14 protein-coding genes are annotated in these 14454 nt (G+C 49.2%); 11 read left to right on the forward strand and 3 right to left on the reverse strand.

Features of this window, described 5'->3' with window-relative positions:
- Positions 1–75 precede the first annotated feature (75 nt).
- From JRJ22_RS12230 to JRJ22_RS12240, 3 genes are all read left to right on the forward strand, one after another.
- A complete protein-coding gene (locus JRJ22_RS12230) occupies positions 76–846 on the forward strand; it encodes a stalk domain-containing protein (RefSeq protein ID WP_206104687.1) in 771 nt (256 codons plus the stop codon).
- A 173-nt stretch (positions 847–1019) separates the two neighbouring features.
- On the forward strand, positions 1020–1649 hold the full coding sequence (locus JRJ22_RS12235; RefSeq protein WP_206104688.1) for a TetR/AcrR family transcriptional regulator: 630 nt from the start codon (positions 1020–1022) through the stop codon (positions 1647–1649).
- 20 nt (positions 1650–1669) lie between these two features.
- Entirely contained in the window at positions 1670–3166 is a 1497-nt protein-coding gene (locus JRJ22_RS12240; RefSeq protein ID WP_232381122.1) for an MDR family MFS transporter, read from the forward strand.
- A gap of 84 nt (positions 3167–3250) precedes the next feature.
- On the opposite strand, the gene JRJ22_RS12245 is transcribed toward JRJ22_RS12240, so the two are convergent.
- Positions 3251–4153: a DMT family transporter gene (locus JRJ22_RS12245; RefSeq protein ID WP_206104689.1), complete on the reverse strand. Its 903-nt coding sequence runs from the start codon at positions 4151–4153 to the stop codon at positions 3251–3253.
- Between the two features lie 125 nt (positions 4154–4278).
- Here JRJ22_RS12245 and JRJ22_RS12250 point away from each other — a divergent pair, with 125 nt between their 5' ends.
- The 3 genes from JRJ22_RS12250 to JRJ22_RS12260 all read left to right on the forward strand — a co-directional run bounded on the left by JRJ22_RS12250 (position 4279) and on the right by JRJ22_RS12260 (position 7258).
- Positions 4279–5157 carry a LysR family transcriptional regulator gene (locus JRJ22_RS12250; RefSeq protein WP_206104690.1) on the forward strand — a complete coding sequence of 293 codons (879 nt, stop codon included), beginning with the start codon at positions 4279–4281 and terminating at the stop codon, positions 5155–5157.
- Positions 5158–5281: 124 nt separating this feature from the next.
- A complete protein-coding gene (locus JRJ22_RS12255; protein ID WP_206104691.1) occupies positions 5282–6442 on the forward strand; it encodes a Gfo/Idh/MocA family protein in 1161 nt (386 codons plus the stop codon).
- Positions 6443–6505: 63 nt separating this feature from the next.
- Entirely contained in the window at positions 6506–7258 is a 753-nt protein-coding gene (locus JRJ22_RS12260; RefSeq protein ID WP_206104692.1) for a hypothetical protein, read from the forward strand.
- A 59-nt stretch (positions 7259–7317) separates the two neighbouring features.
- Here the strand turns inward: JRJ22_RS12260 and JRJ22_RS12265 are convergent, their stop codons facing one another.
- Positions 7318–8217, reverse strand: coding sequence for an AraC family transcriptional regulator (locus tag JRJ22_RS12265; RefSeq protein ID WP_332461379.1), 900 nt, complete (start codon positions 8215–8217; stop codon positions 7318–7320).
- Positions 8218–8329: 112 nt separating this feature from the next.
- Between JRJ22_RS12265 and JRJ22_RS12270 the strand changes: the two genes are divergently transcribed.
- The gene (locus JRJ22_RS12270; RefSeq protein ID WP_206104693.1) at positions 8330–9217 is read left to right on the forward strand and encodes a sugar phosphate isomerase/epimerase family protein; all 888 of its coding nucleotides are present in this window, start codon (positions 8330–8332) and stop codon (positions 9215–9217) included.
- Positions 9218–9239: 22 nt separating this feature from the next.
- Positions 9240–10313, forward strand: coding sequence for a Gfo/Idh/MocA family protein (locus JRJ22_RS12275; RefSeq protein WP_206104694.1), 1074 nt, complete (start codon positions 9240–9242; stop codon positions 10311–10313).
- 107 nt (positions 10314–10420) lie between these two features.
- Here JRJ22_RS12275 and JRJ22_RS12280 read toward each other — a convergent pair whose 3' ends face one another.
- The gene (locus tag JRJ22_RS12280) at positions 10421–10627 is read right to left on the reverse strand and encodes a DUF1657 domain-containing protein (protein WP_054940448.1); all 207 of its coding nucleotides are present in this window, start codon (positions 10625–10627) and stop codon (positions 10421–10423) included.
- A gap of 210 nt (positions 10628–10837) precedes the next feature.
- Here JRJ22_RS12280 and JRJ22_RS12285 point away from each other — a divergent pair, with 210 nt between their 5' ends.
- The 3 genes from JRJ22_RS12285 (at position 10838) to JRJ22_RS12295 (ending at position 14451) form a co-directional block, all read left to right on the forward strand.
- Positions 10838–11698 (forward strand): DUF421 domain-containing protein, encoded by an 861-nt coding sequence (locus tag JRJ22_RS12285; RefSeq protein WP_206104695.1) that lies wholly within the window; start codon positions 10838–10840, stop codon positions 11696–11698.
- Positions 11699–11848: 150 nt separating this feature from the next.
- Positions 11849–13297, forward strand: coding sequence for a spore germination protein (locus JRJ22_RS12290; RefSeq protein WP_232381123.1), 1449 nt, complete (start codon positions 11849–11851; stop codon positions 13295–13297).
- A complete protein-coding gene (locus tag JRJ22_RS12295; protein ID WP_206104697.1) occupies positions 13294–14451 on the forward strand; it encodes a Ger(x)C family spore germination protein in 1158 nt (385 codons plus the stop codon). Before JRJ22_RS12290 ends, JRJ22_RS12295 begins: the two co-directional genes overlap by 4 nt.
- The last annotated feature ends 3 nt before the right edge of the window (positions 14452–14454 follow it).

Below are 14454 nucleotides of genomic sequence, written 5' to 3' on the forward strand. Positions count from 1 at the left end.
GTTATTGTTTAATGTAAGACTATTCCCTTCAGACTCTGTGTATACTAATTCTAATACAGGAGAGGTGGAATCGATTTGAAGACCAGAATCGCAGCCGTTATCCTTAGTATTCTGTTAGTGGCAGCCGGAACAGGGACTTTTACAGCTCAAGAGGTTAAAGCCGCGCCGAACATGAGTGTTATTTTGAACGGACAAGCTCTTTCGCTCACAGATTCGACGGTATACAAGAGCGGAGGTGCCGTAATGGTGCCTCTTCGTGAGGTTGCCGAGGCTCTGAAGTACAAGATTACCTATCAGGGGAGTACCGGGAAAGTTCAATTAAGCAGGGTCAACGAAATCATTGAATTCCAGGTTGGCGGTCATGAGATTGTAATTGGAGAAAAGGACAAGAAGAAGGTTTCTTTCAAAGGTGCAATTGAAACCAAGGATAAACGGCTTTATGTCCCACTGTCTTTTCTGAATTCGATGGGCTTAATCGCCGGATATAGCACAGGTACGAATCAATTAGAGATATATACGCCTGAGGTGGCGGCTGGGGCAGTATCAATGTTGCTGGCAACAGGCCAATATCAGGAGCTGCAGACCCGGTATTTTAACGATAAATCCGGGCAGATGCCTGATTTACCGCTCATTCAAAAGAACTGGGAACAGATCGCAGTTCCGGCGGGGAAATATTTTGGAGTGAAATCTACAGCCAGTGACTGGGGCGAGGATACGCTCACAATTCAAAGCATTTTGTATTTTACAGAAGCAGAAGCTGTGCTAACGCTGTCATTGGACAGTGTCGGCAAGATCACCGGTTTGAAGCTGGAACCCGTGGCTGCTGCAGACGAATCTCATAGCTGACAAGCAAGAAGGCGATCGGACTCTTGGATGGGGCGGATCGTCTTCTTTTTGCGTAACTGTAACAGTATAGGCTATTGACATCACGGGAGAATCGGTATAGATTAAATTAGAATTAAACAGTGTTTAAAACGGCGTTTAGAAATGGCTTTCAAAGGGGTGATATTCATTTTATTATGACCAAAGCCACTAACAACGCAGATTCTTCAGAGAAGGATACGAAGCAGACGATTCTTGATGCTACAGTAGAACTGATCCGGGAAAATGGCTTCGGCTGCGCCACACTCCGCAACATCGCTGCTAAGGCGGATATCAACCTTGCACTGGTGAATTATTATTTTGGCTCAAAGGATCATCTGCTGGGGGCTGCGGTAAGAGTGCTCGTGTCCACTTTTAACGATGCCTTTCAAGTGCTGGAGGATGATCTATTGCCGCCGAGAGAGAGGCTAAAGGAGTTTTTTATCCGGTATATTACTAACCTTGAACGTTATCCGGGACTGGCCAAACAGATGCTTGATCAGCGGCATGTAATTCTCGGCTCCCATGATGAATATGCAAGGTACTGCAAGATGATGAGAATTGAAAAAATTCTTGCTGCGTTGCAGGAAATTACTGGAGAACAGGACAAAGATCAGCAGATGACTATGCTTTTTCAGCTTTATGGTGCGATGGTATTTCCAATAGTCATGGCATCGAGTTTACCCCAAGATCAGGAAGGTGTACTCCCGGTCTTTAAGCTTCCTGAAATTGGAGATCAGATTGACGGATTGTTTGACCGTTTTTTTACCAAACCAAATCATAATTAGAGAAAAGAGTGGAGAAAAAAATGCCAACGATGACGAATGGGAATCCTGCTGCAGCTGAGCAGCCCTTCTCGCTAAAAGCCATACTGCCGCCATTGCTGGCAATTATAGTCGGGATGATTATGGTTATCCTGGACGGTACAGTTGTCAATGTGGCAGTCCCTAAACTGGTTGAGTATTTCAATACAGATCTAAAAACCGTCCAGTGGGCAATTACTGGCTACACCTTAGCCTTGGCTGCCGTGATTCCGCTGGCAGGTTACATGACGGACCGTTTCGGCTCCAAACAAGTGTTTGTTGCGACAGTAGCAATGTTCGTACTGGGTTCGATGCTATGCTCTTTTGCACAGACGTCTACGCAGCTGGTTATTTTCCGCGTCATTCAAGGTCTTGGCGGGGGAATGGTTGCTCCAATCGGGATGGCCATGGTATTCAGGCTGGCCCCTCCGGAACGCAGAGGCACCATTATGGGGATGCTGGGCATTCCGATGCTGCTTGCTCCTGCCCTGGGTCCGGTGCTGTCGGGGTGGCTGGTGGAGTATGTGAGCTGGCATTGGATTTTTCTGATTAATGTGCCCATTGGCATTGTGGGCATCATTCTGGGCATTAAATATTTGCCGGTCACGGAGAAGAAAGGCAAAGCGCATCTTGATGTTCTCGGTATCATCCTGGCTCCGGTGGCCTTCTCGATGCTGGCTTACGGTGTCAATGAAGGCGGAAGCAACAGCTGGTCAGCTACCGGAACCATTGTCGGACTGTCTGTAGGCGGTGTGGCCCTAGTACTCTTTATTATCGTAGAACTGCTCCACAAGCATCCGCTCCTGGAACTGCGTGTATTCCGTTCATCGGACTTCTCCCGCGGAATTCTGCTCTCCTGGGTCACCCAGGCTGCATTATTCGGTTCCATGCTGTTCGTGCCTCTCTATCTGCAGCAAATCCGTAATTACACCCCACTGGAAACCGGCCTGATTCTGCTTCCGCAAGCATTGGCTTCGGGTATCGGAATGCCGATCGGCGGACGGCTGTTTGACAAAATCGGCGCCCGGCCGCTATTGTTTGTAGGGCTAAGCATCATTTCAACAGCGCTATTCATGTTATCTGGTATTACCACCGATACAAGTCTTCCGCTGATTATGTTATGGCTGTTTATGATGGGTCTGGGAATGGGCTTATCCATGATGCCTGTTAACACACATGTACTAAATTCCGCACCGCGTGAATGGGTTGGCCGGGTTACTCCCCTTACAGCTGCTGCACAGCAGGTGGTAGTCTCCTTTGCCGTTGCGGGCATGACCGGCTATTTAACGAGTCAGATTTCGGTCCATACCAAGGAATTGACCGAAGGCGGCAATCCGCTCGCGGCTGCAGTGCTTGGATTTAATGATGTCTTCTTTCTCTCGGCATGCATCGCTGTAGCGGGAGTCGTAATCAGTCTAATCCTGCGCAAGCCTAAGCAGCTTCAACAGAAGGCTTCTGCGGATGGGCAGAACCCTGACCCGGCAATGATGATGGGACATTAACGCTAAGCTTGGCAAAAAGCCGCTTCAGCCTGTGGTAGTTAACACAGTGCTGCAGCGGCTTTTTTTGCGCTTGGCTATTTAGTTTTAAATATCCGCTCTGCGTTTCTTGAAATACCGGGGGAAATGGGAAGCCGAGGACATTTTGCCGAGCAGCTCGGAAGCGACAATCCCCAGCATTACCAGAGCAGCTCCGGCATATCCCTGCATCGACAGCTGTTCTCCGGCGAACCAGTAACCGAAGAAAGCGGCGAATACCGGCTCCAGTGAAAAGATCAGCCCCGTACGTGTCGGGGTGGTGAATTTCTGTGCTACCGGCTGCAGGATGAAACCGCAGGCACTGCACAGAATACCGAGTGCCAGAATCGCAATCCAGCCCGGCAGGGTGGACGGGAGACGGGGAGTTTCGAAAATGGCAGACAGCACAAGCGCATAGCCGCTCACGAACCCGAGCTGGAGAATTCCGATGTTCAGCGAATCACAGTTTTTTACCGCCTTGCCGGTGACAAGGATTTGAACCGCATAGAACACGGCGGACAGGATGCATAGAAAATCACCTGGCTGAATGTGTAATGTAGAATTCAGCGTAAGCAGTCCAATGCCGGCAATGGCCAGTATTGCACCAAAAACTTGCGCAGCGGCGACTTTTTTACGGAAGACCAGGACATCAAGCATCGGTACAAAAATAACGGTCAGGGCGACCAGAAAACCTGCGTTGGAAGTTGTCGTTGTCTGCAGGCCAAACGTGATGCAGCTGAATACGCCGAGCAATAAAAACCCGAGCAATGCCCCGTATCTCAATGTTCTTAGATTGATGCTGCGCAGCCGTTTATGGAACAGAATTGCTGCTAAAATAAAAGCAAGTCCGAAGCGGAGGGCAATCAGGTTGAATTCCCCGAGAGTGCCCAGGCCCATCTTCATAAATATATAGGAGGAACCCCAGAACATCGTTACAATCAGGAGCAGTAGCTCGGCCTTGAGCGGCTTCATCGTTGGTATCATCTTCCTTTTTCTTATCATGTGATTATAGTATAATACGGTCAATTACATAAGTTAACTGAATGTTTATCATAGGTTTCATGAGGAAAATTCATGTAATGTGAGGAGATGGTGAGTTGAGTCTGAATAAGTATGAAGTTTTTCTGAAAGTAGTGGAGCTGGGCAGTTTAACGAAAGCAGCAGAAGTACTGGGTTTCACCCAATCAGGAATCAGCCATACCATTAGCAGTCTGGAAATGGAGTTTGGGTTCTCCCTGCTGCTTAGGAACCGCTCCGGAGTCAAGCTTACGGTGAACGGGGAACAGATTGTACCGGCGATGCGTGAGATACTTAAGTGGAACGAGCAGCTTAAGCAGCAGGTTGCAGATATTCACGGGCTGGAGACGGGGACGATTACCATCGGAACATTCACGAGTGTGTCCGTGCATTGGCTTCCTGGGATGATTAAGGAGTTCCGCCGGGAGTATCCTTATATTGAATTCAAACTGATGGAGGGCGGGTATCTTGAAATTGAGCAGTGGATTGAATCCGGAAGGATTGACTGCGGCTTCATCTCCCTGCCTACGCGGGAGAAATTTGAAGTGTTCCCCTTGAAAAAGGACCGGATGCTTGCGATTCTCTCCAAGGATCATCCGCTCTCTCAGGCTCCATACATGCCGCTGGCGCAAATTGCGCATGAGGATTTCATTATCCAGAAGGCGGGTTCGGACTACGATGCCCGGCGGGTATTGGAAAAGGCCGGAATCCATCCGAATATTAAGTTTACTGCAGGGGATGACTCGGCGATTATCGCGATGGTTGAGAACGGCCTGGGGATCAGTATTCTTCCGGAAATGGTCATCACCCGCCAGAACCACAACGTAGCTATGCTGGAGCTGGAAGAACGCAGCTTCCGTTCGCTGGGTATCGCTGTGAATTCGTTAAAATATGCTTCACCGGCTGCCCGGCGTTTTCTGTCGCATGTGCAGGCCTGGCTGAAGGATTCTCCGGAATAAGACACGTCAGTTGAATGTACGGTTGACGGGCGCCAGTCCCCATGAGAAAATGTACGCGATATATTAAGCGTTTACAAATTAGCTGCAGGCTGCTTAACCACAACTGATCTCAAGGAGGAGTAAGATGAAACAGCTTCGTATTGGAATGATCGGCTACAAATTTATGGGCAAGGCCCACAGCAATGCCTACCGTAGTCTGCCTATGTTCTTCCCGCAGGCTTTGAAGCCGGAGATGTCCGTTATCTGCGGCCGTAATGCTGAAGCGGTGGGAGCCGCAGCTGAGCAGCTCGGCTGGGCAGATAGTGTAACCGACTGGCAGGAGCTGGTCACCCGTGATGATATCGATCTTATCGATATCAACGCTCCGAGCAATGCGCATAAAGAGATTGCCTTGGCGGCGGCTAAGGCTGGCAAGCATATTTTCTGTGAGAAACCGCTGGCGCTGAATCTGGCAGATTCCCGCGAAATGCTGGATGCTGCCAATGCCGCAGGAATTAAGCATATGGTCGGTTTCAATTACCGGTTCTCTCCTGCGGTCAGGCTGGCGAAACGGCTGGTGGAGAGCGGCCGGCTGGGGAAGATTTATCATTTTCGTGCCTGGTTTCTCCAGGACTGGATTCTGGACCCGGAGTTTCCGCTCGTCTGGAGGCTGCAGAAGGAGGTTGCCGGGTCCGGTTCCCATGGGGACCTGGGAGCGCATTTAATTGATTTGGCCCATTTCCTGGTTGGAGAGATGCAGGAGGTAATCGGCATGAGTGAGACGTTCGTCAAAGAGCGTCCTCTTGCCGCAGAAATGACCGGACTAAGCGCCAAGGCGGGGAAAGACGCGCCAAGGGGCGCCGTTACAGTAGACGATGCCACTGTATTCCTGGCCCGTTTTGCGAACGGTGCACTCGGCAGCTTTGAAGCTACACGGTTCGCCGCCGGTCACCGTTCGACGAATTCCTTTGAGATTAACGGAAGTCTGGGCAGTGTGAAATTCGATTTCGAGCGGATGAATGAGCTGGAAGTGTATCTGACCTCTGACGCTGAGGATGTGCAGGGCTTCCGGCGTGTCCTGGCCACTGATCCTGCTCATGATTATGCTGAAGCCTGGTGGCCGCCGGGGCATACGATCGGCTTCGAGCATACGTTTATCCATGAAATGCTGGAGCTGTCCAACGCCATCGCCGAAGGGCGCCAGCCGGAACCGAATTTTGGCGACGGTGTGAAATGCCAAGCGGTGCTGGAAGCGGTAGAACGCTCAATCGCAGAGCGGCGATGGGTTGAAATATCGGAAATGTAACCTAGCTGCAACATATACCCCGAATTTGCGTTTGAGAGGATAGAAATTGCGGGGGAGTGGCTGATGATGTTCAGGATAAACGTTGCTTGTATTTGGATCGCCGCGGTAATTCTGCTGCTTGGCGGTTGTACGGCAGCACAGGATTCAGGAGATGGGCCCGAAGCAGCCCTGATCTTGGCTAACCCGAATGATGTCCGTCATTTTTTAGCTGATGAAGCTATCGCTAATGGAGATATTTATCTGGAGGATAATAAAGTCCATATCAATGTAGTCGGTCTAGGCAGAGAGGTGGCAGAACGTTTTGCCGGAAAGTTCACCCCAACCAGCTATGTTCTTCATAATGTAACCTACACTGCCGGTGAGCTGGAGTCGGCATATACTCAGCTGTCCGATCGGGAACTGTTTAGCCAGCTTAATTTGTACGGTTTGTGGGTTGATGTTAAGCGGAATAAGATTTGGATTTCTGTACCGGATGATTCTTTAGCCTCTGCCCGAAAAGTACTGGAACAGCAAATAGAACCCGGTATGCTATCTTATGAGGTTCGTGAGCTCGGGGAGCCGCATGTGACCGGAACCATTGTTCAGCTTGAAGCAGATCCGGTGAAGCGGATTCTGATCCTGGAGCCGGGCAAAGAGGAACCGACCTACTGGTTCTCTTTAAATCAGCGCTCGGAGCTGTATAATGCTCAGGGACAAAAGGCGGCGTGGAAGGATCTGAAGCAAGGGCAGCAGGTCCACCTTTGGAGTACCGGTATGGTTGAGGACTCCCTTCCTGCACAGGCGACGCTGCGGCGGCTTGAGCTGATAACGAAATAGTGTCATAGACGCAGAAGAGCACCGTTCACTTGCCGTGAAGGGTGCTCTTTTGCTGGAATTTAACGCCTGGCTCCGGATGGTGTAAGCCCTTTATATTGTTTGTAGAGCTTCGTGAAATAATTGGGATTGTCACAGCCCACCTTACCGGCTATTTCGGTCACCGAATAATCCGTCTCCAGCAGCAGCCGCTCAGCTTCATTAACCCGGCACAAGTTCACATAGTCGATAAAAGTGCGGCCGGTCAGTTTTTTGAATGTTTTACAGAAATGGTAGGGATTCAGATTCACAAACTTGGCAGCAAATTCAATGCTGATTTTCTCGTCGATATGGCTTTCCAGATATTCCAGCAGCGGTTTGAACCGCTCCCTGCTCTGGGAGTAACGTTCGTTCTGATGCCTGTCACTCATCTGCTGCGGCGGGAAGGCGCGGGCCAGCAGAGTGAAGAATAAATGCAGCTGATTCTTAACGACAAGCTGAAAAGCCGGGCCCTGCTGGATCACTTCAGAAATAACGGATTCCAGCAGATGGAAATACGCGGAACAAGCGGAGTGGTGATCGGCCGGTTTTACCGGGAACTGATACCGGTTATTTAAATAAGGAGCCACATACTGCTCATGCTGCGAGTCCTGATTTCGGTCTTTAAACAGGGAGGCATGGAATACGATGGAGACGTAAGCGATATCTCCTTGTGTCAGGCTATATCCGACGTGCAGCCCACCGGAAGGCACGATAATTACGTCTCCCGGTGCCGCGTAATAGGGCTTGCTGTCCACATGAAAGATAGCGCTTCCCTTTTGCATTACTATAATCTCGAAATGCTCGTGCCAGTGCATGAACAGGATATTCTGTTCTGCTTGGGCCTCTTTGCATTCATTGAAAAAAAGCCGGAAGGGGTAAGTTTTCTCTTCAAGCTCGGGGTATTCCATAAGCTCCTTCGGATAGGTCACTTTATCATCCACTCCCACAAGATTCTGCTAAAATTGCACAAGATAAGAAGAGTTTTCAATTGAGATCAGCTATATACTTGGATTATTAAATTTAATATAAACCAATATTGGAGTGGTATACAAGATGGAAGAAGCATTGAGAATCGGTACTCTGGTCGGCGGCGGTGATGCAGTAAGAGTCATTCCGCAAATTGTTAAACACGGCTTCGAATCCTTCAGCTTGACCTTCTGGCAGACTACAGGGGAGACCAATCTGGCGGAAACCGCTGCCCGGGTACGTGAACTGGCCGCTGAGCATCATTTTGTGATCTCTGCAGTTGGTGTATTCGGGAATCCGTTAACAGGTAAGGGTGACAACGCCGACACTTTGGCCAGCTGGGAACGGCTGATCGATCACGCCCATTTGTTCGGCACTGATATCGTAAACGGTTTCACGGGACGTCTGACGGACTGCTCTATTGATGAGTCCATACCTAAGTTCGCGGAAGTATTCGGAGAACTATCCAGAAGAGCCGCTGATAAAGGAGTCAGAATCGCCTTTGAAAACTGCTCCATGGGCGGGAACTGGCAAACCGGAGATTGGAATATCGCTCACAATCCAACAGCCTGGGAAAAGATGTTCAATGCTGTTCCTGCGGATAATCTGGGGCTGGAGTGGGAACCGTGCCACCAAATGGTAGCGCTCATTGATCCGATTCCGCAGCTGCGGAAATGGACTGACAAAGTATTCCATGTACATGGCAAGGATGCCACGATTGCCTGGGATATTGTCAAAGAGTACGGCATCCATGGTCCAAAAGAGTATGTATGGCATCGTACACCAGGTTTTGGAGACACCAATTGGACAGATGTTATCAGTATTCTTCGTCAAGCCGGATACAAAGGTACCATCGACATTGAAGGCTGGCACGATCCGGTCTACCGTGATGAGCTTGAAATGACCGGCCAGGTCCATGCACTGAATTATTTAAAAACCTGCAGGGGCGGAAGCTTTGTGCCTAATCCGAGATAAAGAAGATGGGGGAGAATAAATAATGACAGCAGAGTACCGTGTAGCCCTAGCCGGCTGCGGAGGGATGGCGAATGAGTGGCTTGGCTATGTCTTGAAGCGGCAGGATGCCGAGATTGTCGCACTGGTGGATATCCGCCTGGAATCGGCTGAAAATATGGCGGTTAAGCATGGGCTTACTGTTCCGGTTTTTACCGATATCAAACAAGCTATTGAACAGACCGGTGCGAATCTGGTATTTGATGTGACCGTTCCATCAAGCCACTTCAACATAGCCAGCACGTCACTTGAACTGGGCTGCAATGTGTTCAGTGAGAAGCCTCTGGCTGAAACGCTGGAGCAGTGTACTGAGATCGTTGCAATCGCTGAACGTACCGGCCGCTCCCATGCCGTAATGCAGAACCGCCGGTATGATCCGCGTATCCGCGCCCTGCGGGAGCAGATTGAATCCGGGACGATTGGCCGGATAGGCTATGTCGGGGCGAGCTTTTTCCTGGCACCGCATTTCGGAGGATTCCGTGATGCGATGGACAGTCCGCTGCTCCTGGATATGGCGATTCATACCTTCGACCAGGCCCGGTTCATCAGCGGAGCGGATCCGGTTACTGTATACTGCCAGGAATTTAATCCACCAGGGTCGTGGTATGCCGGCAATGCGGCAGCTGTCTGTATTTTTGAAATGTCAGACGGTTCAGTATTCAGTTATCAAGGCTCATGGTGCGCCGAAGGTGCGCCTACCTCTTGGGAATCTTCGTGGCGGATTCAGGGTGAGAAGGGAGCCATCATTTGGGATGGACTAGGCATGCCATATGCAGAAGTCATGGATACAAGTGATGCCGCAGGCAAGTTCATCAATAATTATGTACGGGTGGAGGGAAGAGCAGCTAACATGGAGGAGACGTTCCATCATGGCTGCCTTCAGGAAATGTTCCTGTCTCTCAGCGAGCAGCGCTCTGCCGAAACGGATTGCCGGGATAATATCTACAGTATGGCGATGGTGTTCGGAGCTCTGGAGAGTGCCCGGACCGGCCGCAAGCTGGAAATTTCCGAATTGATGAACCGTTCCAGACAACCGTTGAAGCAGGAGACTCCGCTTTAAAGCTCCCTAGAGAAAGGGAAGCTCAATGCATTCTTTCGAACCTGAAAAAGCATCCCCAATCCGTCAGAATCTGCGGGTCGGGGATCCTTTTTTATCTATACTACATACTAGAAACCTTTATATTGCGGTTCCTCTTGTTCAAGCTGTGTAACACGGCCTTCGACCTGCTGAACAATCTGCTGTGTCTGCTCAGCAGCGTTTGTAAACAGGGTTTTAGCTTCTTCGTTTTGGGTTTCCATGGCGAACTGCTCCAGACTTGCTTGTGCGCTTTTTAAAGAAGACAGGCATGTCTTCACTTGTGAGGCAACAGTCATCTCTTATATCCTCCTAATCGTTGGGTAAATGATCGTTTTCTAGTATCTGACTACTTGCGTGATGTCATTCAGGTAACAATTACCAGTCATGTTATAGGTCTCTTCGGCATCGTGATGCAAGAAATAATTGCTAGTCTAAGCCCGCCTTTTTTGACAAATAATGTTGGTACGATCGGTGGAATGCATTATGAATCAGATGGAGGGTTTAAGATGCCGGAATGGCTTGAGGTGATCATAAGAACATTATTTGCTGTTGTTGGGTTATTCTTTTTGACAAAACTGCTTGGTAAAAGACAGGTTTCGCAGCTATCCTTTTTCGAGTATATAACAGGTATTACTCTAGGGAGCATCGCGGCTTATATTTCACTGGATACCGATAAAACTTGGCATTTGGGCGTGATCGCACTGGCTGTCTGGGTTGCATGTTCATATGGTATCGAGTTTCTTCAGATCAAGAGCAAGAAAGCCCGGGATTTCATTGATTTCAAATCGACGGTGCTGATCAAGGACGGAAAGATTCTTGAAGAAAATATGAAAAAGGAAAAGCTGTCGACGGATGAGCTGCTGGAGGAGCTGCGGAAGAAGGATGTCTTCAAAGTGGCAGATGTCGAATTTGCCATTATGGAATCGGATGGTGCGATTAATGTGCTGCTTACCCGCGAGAATCAGCCGCTGACTCCCAAGCATCTGGGGATCAAGGTAGCACCCGAGCAGGAGACACAGACGGTTATCATGGACGGGAAAATCCTGGACGAGCCGCTCGATACCCTGAACCTGTCCCGAGGATGGCTGAATGGTGAGCTTGAAAAGCAGGGGCTTACTGTTGAGAATGTCTTTCTCGGTCAGGTTGATTCTTACGGGGAGCTGACTGTAGATTTATATGCAGATAGTGTACAGCTTCAGCCGCCTCAGGATAAACCGCAGCTCTATGCGCTATTAAAAAAATGTGAAGCTGATCTTGAACTATTCAGTCTATCCACCAAAAATCAGGACGCAAAGCAGTTGTACGAGGATTGCTCGGGTAAGCTCCAGAAGCTGCTGCAATCCTTAAAGCCTTTTATCCAGAATTGAGCAAGTAAAAACAGGCCAACAAAAGCTTTAGGGGACCGGCTGCAGAGCTGGTCCTCTTTGCTATCTCTATGCTGCGGTTCGGCGTATATTTCCAATATGTCTTGGCAAACTAAGTCAGATTCTCCAGCATTCCTGAAGGAGGTAAGTCGAGTGACTAAGAGCATACTTGAAGGGATACAGGAGCAGCTTGCCGGCTGCAGCGATGCGGTATACCAATCAATCAATATCTATGGTCATTCCTGCGTGCTGATTTATATCCCCTCCATTGTGGATACGCTCAGTCTTCAGGAATTCGTCTCGACACCGCTGAAATCGGAGGCGAATTCGGAGCCGGATTGGCCGCGTTTTCTGGAGCGTCTGGATCATGGCACTGCCTTTGCCATTCCTTATATTAAGGTATATGACTTGGACAGAGCGGTAGAGCTGGCAGTCAGCGGGAATGCGGTGCTCTATATCGAAGGATTACCTTATCTTTATTATTTCGAGATCACCCATTACCAGAAAAGAGCGGTAACAGAATCGCAGAATGAACTGGTTGTTATCGGGCCGCAGGAAGCTTTCATTGAAGATGTTGCCACGAATCTCTCACTATTGCGCCATAAAATCAAACATGCTGATTTGAAGACAAAACACTTCTCCATCGGAAAATATACGAAGACTGATGTATATCTGGTATACATTGAAGGTCTGTACAAACCGGAAATACTGACTGAAATCGAAGGCGTATTACAAGGCCTCAGTGTAGACGGATCGCTAGGGGTCAGTTATCTGGCAGAACATATGAAGCAGGGTCATTTCTCACCGTTCCCCGTATTTCAATATACGGAGCGTCCCGACTCCGTCGCTGCTTCGCTTATGGAAGGCCGCGTGGGTATACTTCAGGACGGGACTCCGTCCGCATTGCTTACGCCAGTAACCTTTTTCTCGCTGCTTCAGTCTTCGGAGGACTATTATCAGAGCTTTTATGCCGGCAGCTGGATCCGGCTCGTCCGTTTCTTTTTTTCGCTGATTTCGCTGCTGCTTCCGGCATTGTATGTGTCTATAACCACTTTTCACCCGCAGATTATTCCTTCGGACCTCCTGCTTACGATCGCATCTGCCAGGGAGAATATCCCTTTTTCCGCCTTGACAGAGGCGCTTATTATGGAGCTTACCTTTGAAGCGCTTAGAGAAGCCGGCACCCGTATTCCCAAACCTGTGGGGCAGACGGTCTCCATCATAGGCGGGATTGTCATTGGACAGGCAGCAGTTCAGGCCGGTATTGTTTCCGCACCTATGGTCATTGTCGTCTCTATAACCGGGATAGCCTCGTATATTATTCCTCATTTGGAGCTGGGTCTGACCTTCAGACTGCTACGATTTTTACTGCTTGTACTTGGAGGCACAATGGGGCTGCTTGGAGTTATCGTCGCCGTTTTCGTTATTTATGGGCATTTGGCGCATCTCCGTTCCTTTGGTACCCCTTATCTGCAACCTGTCGCGCCGCTTATTTTTGAGGATTGGAAAGACACCTTACTGCGTGTACCGAACCCGTTCATGACCAAACGGAGCACTGCGTTTACCGATCAAAAGAATGACAGGAGGCAGAAAAAGCAATGAAACCGTTCAAGCTTGGGGTCGTTCTCCTGATGCTCCTCAATCTGACCGGCTGCTGGTCCAAAATCGAATTGGATCAATTAACGTTTATTTTCGGCATGTACATTGATGCCGGGAAGGAACCCGGAACTGTAGAGGTTTCCATCAATGCCCCGCTGCCCAATCGTCTGATGTCCAGCACACCAGCAGGGAACCCGCAGGGGAAAAGCTACTCCCTGGTAACTAAAACTGCATCAACCATAACAGATGCCATCATCCTGATTCAGAAAGACCTGTCCAGACGCCTGGACATTTCACATATTAAAGTCATAGTCATCGGAAAGGAATATGCCGCACGGGGTATTTATGAATTGTTGGAATGGAGCAAACGGCAGCCGGAACTCCCAATAGGAACCTATGTTATGGCCGCTCCCGGCAAAGCGAAGGAAATTGCCGGATTATCAGCGATCTTTGAACAATTGCCTGATCAGGTATTGAGGAATTTTTCTGAGCTTAATCTGACATATGCTACAACGATCAGAAATTGTCTGCAGGCGGAGGCAAACAACATGGGTTATGCGATGAATTATTTGTCTTTTGGGGAGAACCCGGATGAGATGGAGCAGGGGAAACCGGTACAATGGGCAGGAGTACAGGGTGTCATGTTGTTCAATAAAATGAAAATGAAGGATACTTTCGGCGGTGCGGACAGCAGGGCGCTTTCGTGGGCAGCCGGTGATTTGTCCGGTCATTTAGCGCTGCCTATGTATACGGTGAAGTGGAAGGAAGACAGTAAAGGGAAAGCTAGTGCGCTTTTTTATTCCAATTCAGTGTCACATTCCGTAAAAATGACAGGGGAAGGTCCAGTATTTTTTATCAAATTGAAGGGCAAAGCGAGCATTACATTATTTAGGGATAATGGCGCTGTGAATGCTATTGATCATAGTGGAACTATTAAGCGAAACCTCGAGGAAAGGGTCACTGCCGATGTAAGCAGGGCCATCCGTAAAACACAGGAGGCTGGAGCAGATGTCCTGCAGCTTGGGATGCTGCTCGAATGGAATTATCCCAAAGAGTGGCGAAAGCTAAAGGAAAAGTGGGACGACTATTATGCCAAGGAAGCAGAGATTAGGGTAACTGCGGATTTTAGTATCGATGATTTTGGGGCAAGTAAATAGCGA

The sequence above is a fragment of the Paenibacillus tianjinensis genome (assembly GCF_017086365.1).
GTDB classification, from domain to species: domain Bacteria; phylum Bacillota; class Bacilli; order Paenibacillales; family Paenibacillaceae; genus Paenibacillus_AQ; species Paenibacillus_AQ tianjinensis.

What these genes read in the sequence shown, in the direction of transcription:
- JRJ22_RS12235 (WP_206104688.1), top strand. Translation starts at nt 1,020, where the DNA reads ATGACCAAAGCCACTAACAACGCAGATTCTTCAGAGAAGGATACGAAG.
- JRJ22_RS12240 (WP_232381122.1), top strand. Translation starts at nt 1,670, where the DNA reads ATGCCAACGATGACGAATGGGAATCCTGCTGCAGCTGAGCAGCCCTTC.
- JRJ22_RS12245 (WP_206104689.1), bottom strand. Translation starts at nt 4,153, where the DNA reads ATGAAGCCGCTCAAGGCCGAGCTACTGCTCCTGATTGTAACGATGTTC.
- JRJ22_RS12255 (WP_206104691.1), top strand. Translation starts at nt 5,282, where the DNA reads ATGAAACAGCTTCGTATTGGAATGATCGGCTACAAATTTATGGGCAAG.
- JRJ22_RS12260 (WP_206104692.1), top strand. Translation starts at nt 6,506, where the DNA reads ATGATGTTCAGGATAAACGTTGCTTGTATTTGGATCGCCGCGGTAATT.
- JRJ22_RS12270 (WP_206104693.1), top strand. Translation starts at nt 8,330, where the DNA reads ATGGAAGAAGCATTGAGAATCGGTACTCTGGTCGGCGGCGGTGATGCA.
- JRJ22_RS12275 (WP_206104694.1), top strand. Translation starts at nt 9,240, where the DNA reads ATGACAGCAGAGTACCGTGTAGCCCTAGCCGGCTGCGGAGGGATGGCG.
- JRJ22_RS12280 (WP_054940448.1), bottom strand. Translation starts at nt 10,627, where the DNA reads ATGACTGTTGCCTCACAAGTGAAGACATGCCTGTCTTCTTTAAAAAGC.
- JRJ22_RS12285 (WP_206104695.1), top strand. Translation starts at nt 10,838, where the DNA reads ATGCCGGAATGGCTTGAGGTGATCATAAGAACATTATTTGCTGTTGTT.
- JRJ22_RS12295 (WP_206104697.1), top strand. Translation starts at nt 13,294, where the DNA reads ATGAAACCGTTCAAGCTTGGGGTCGTTCTCCTGATGCTCCTCAATCTG.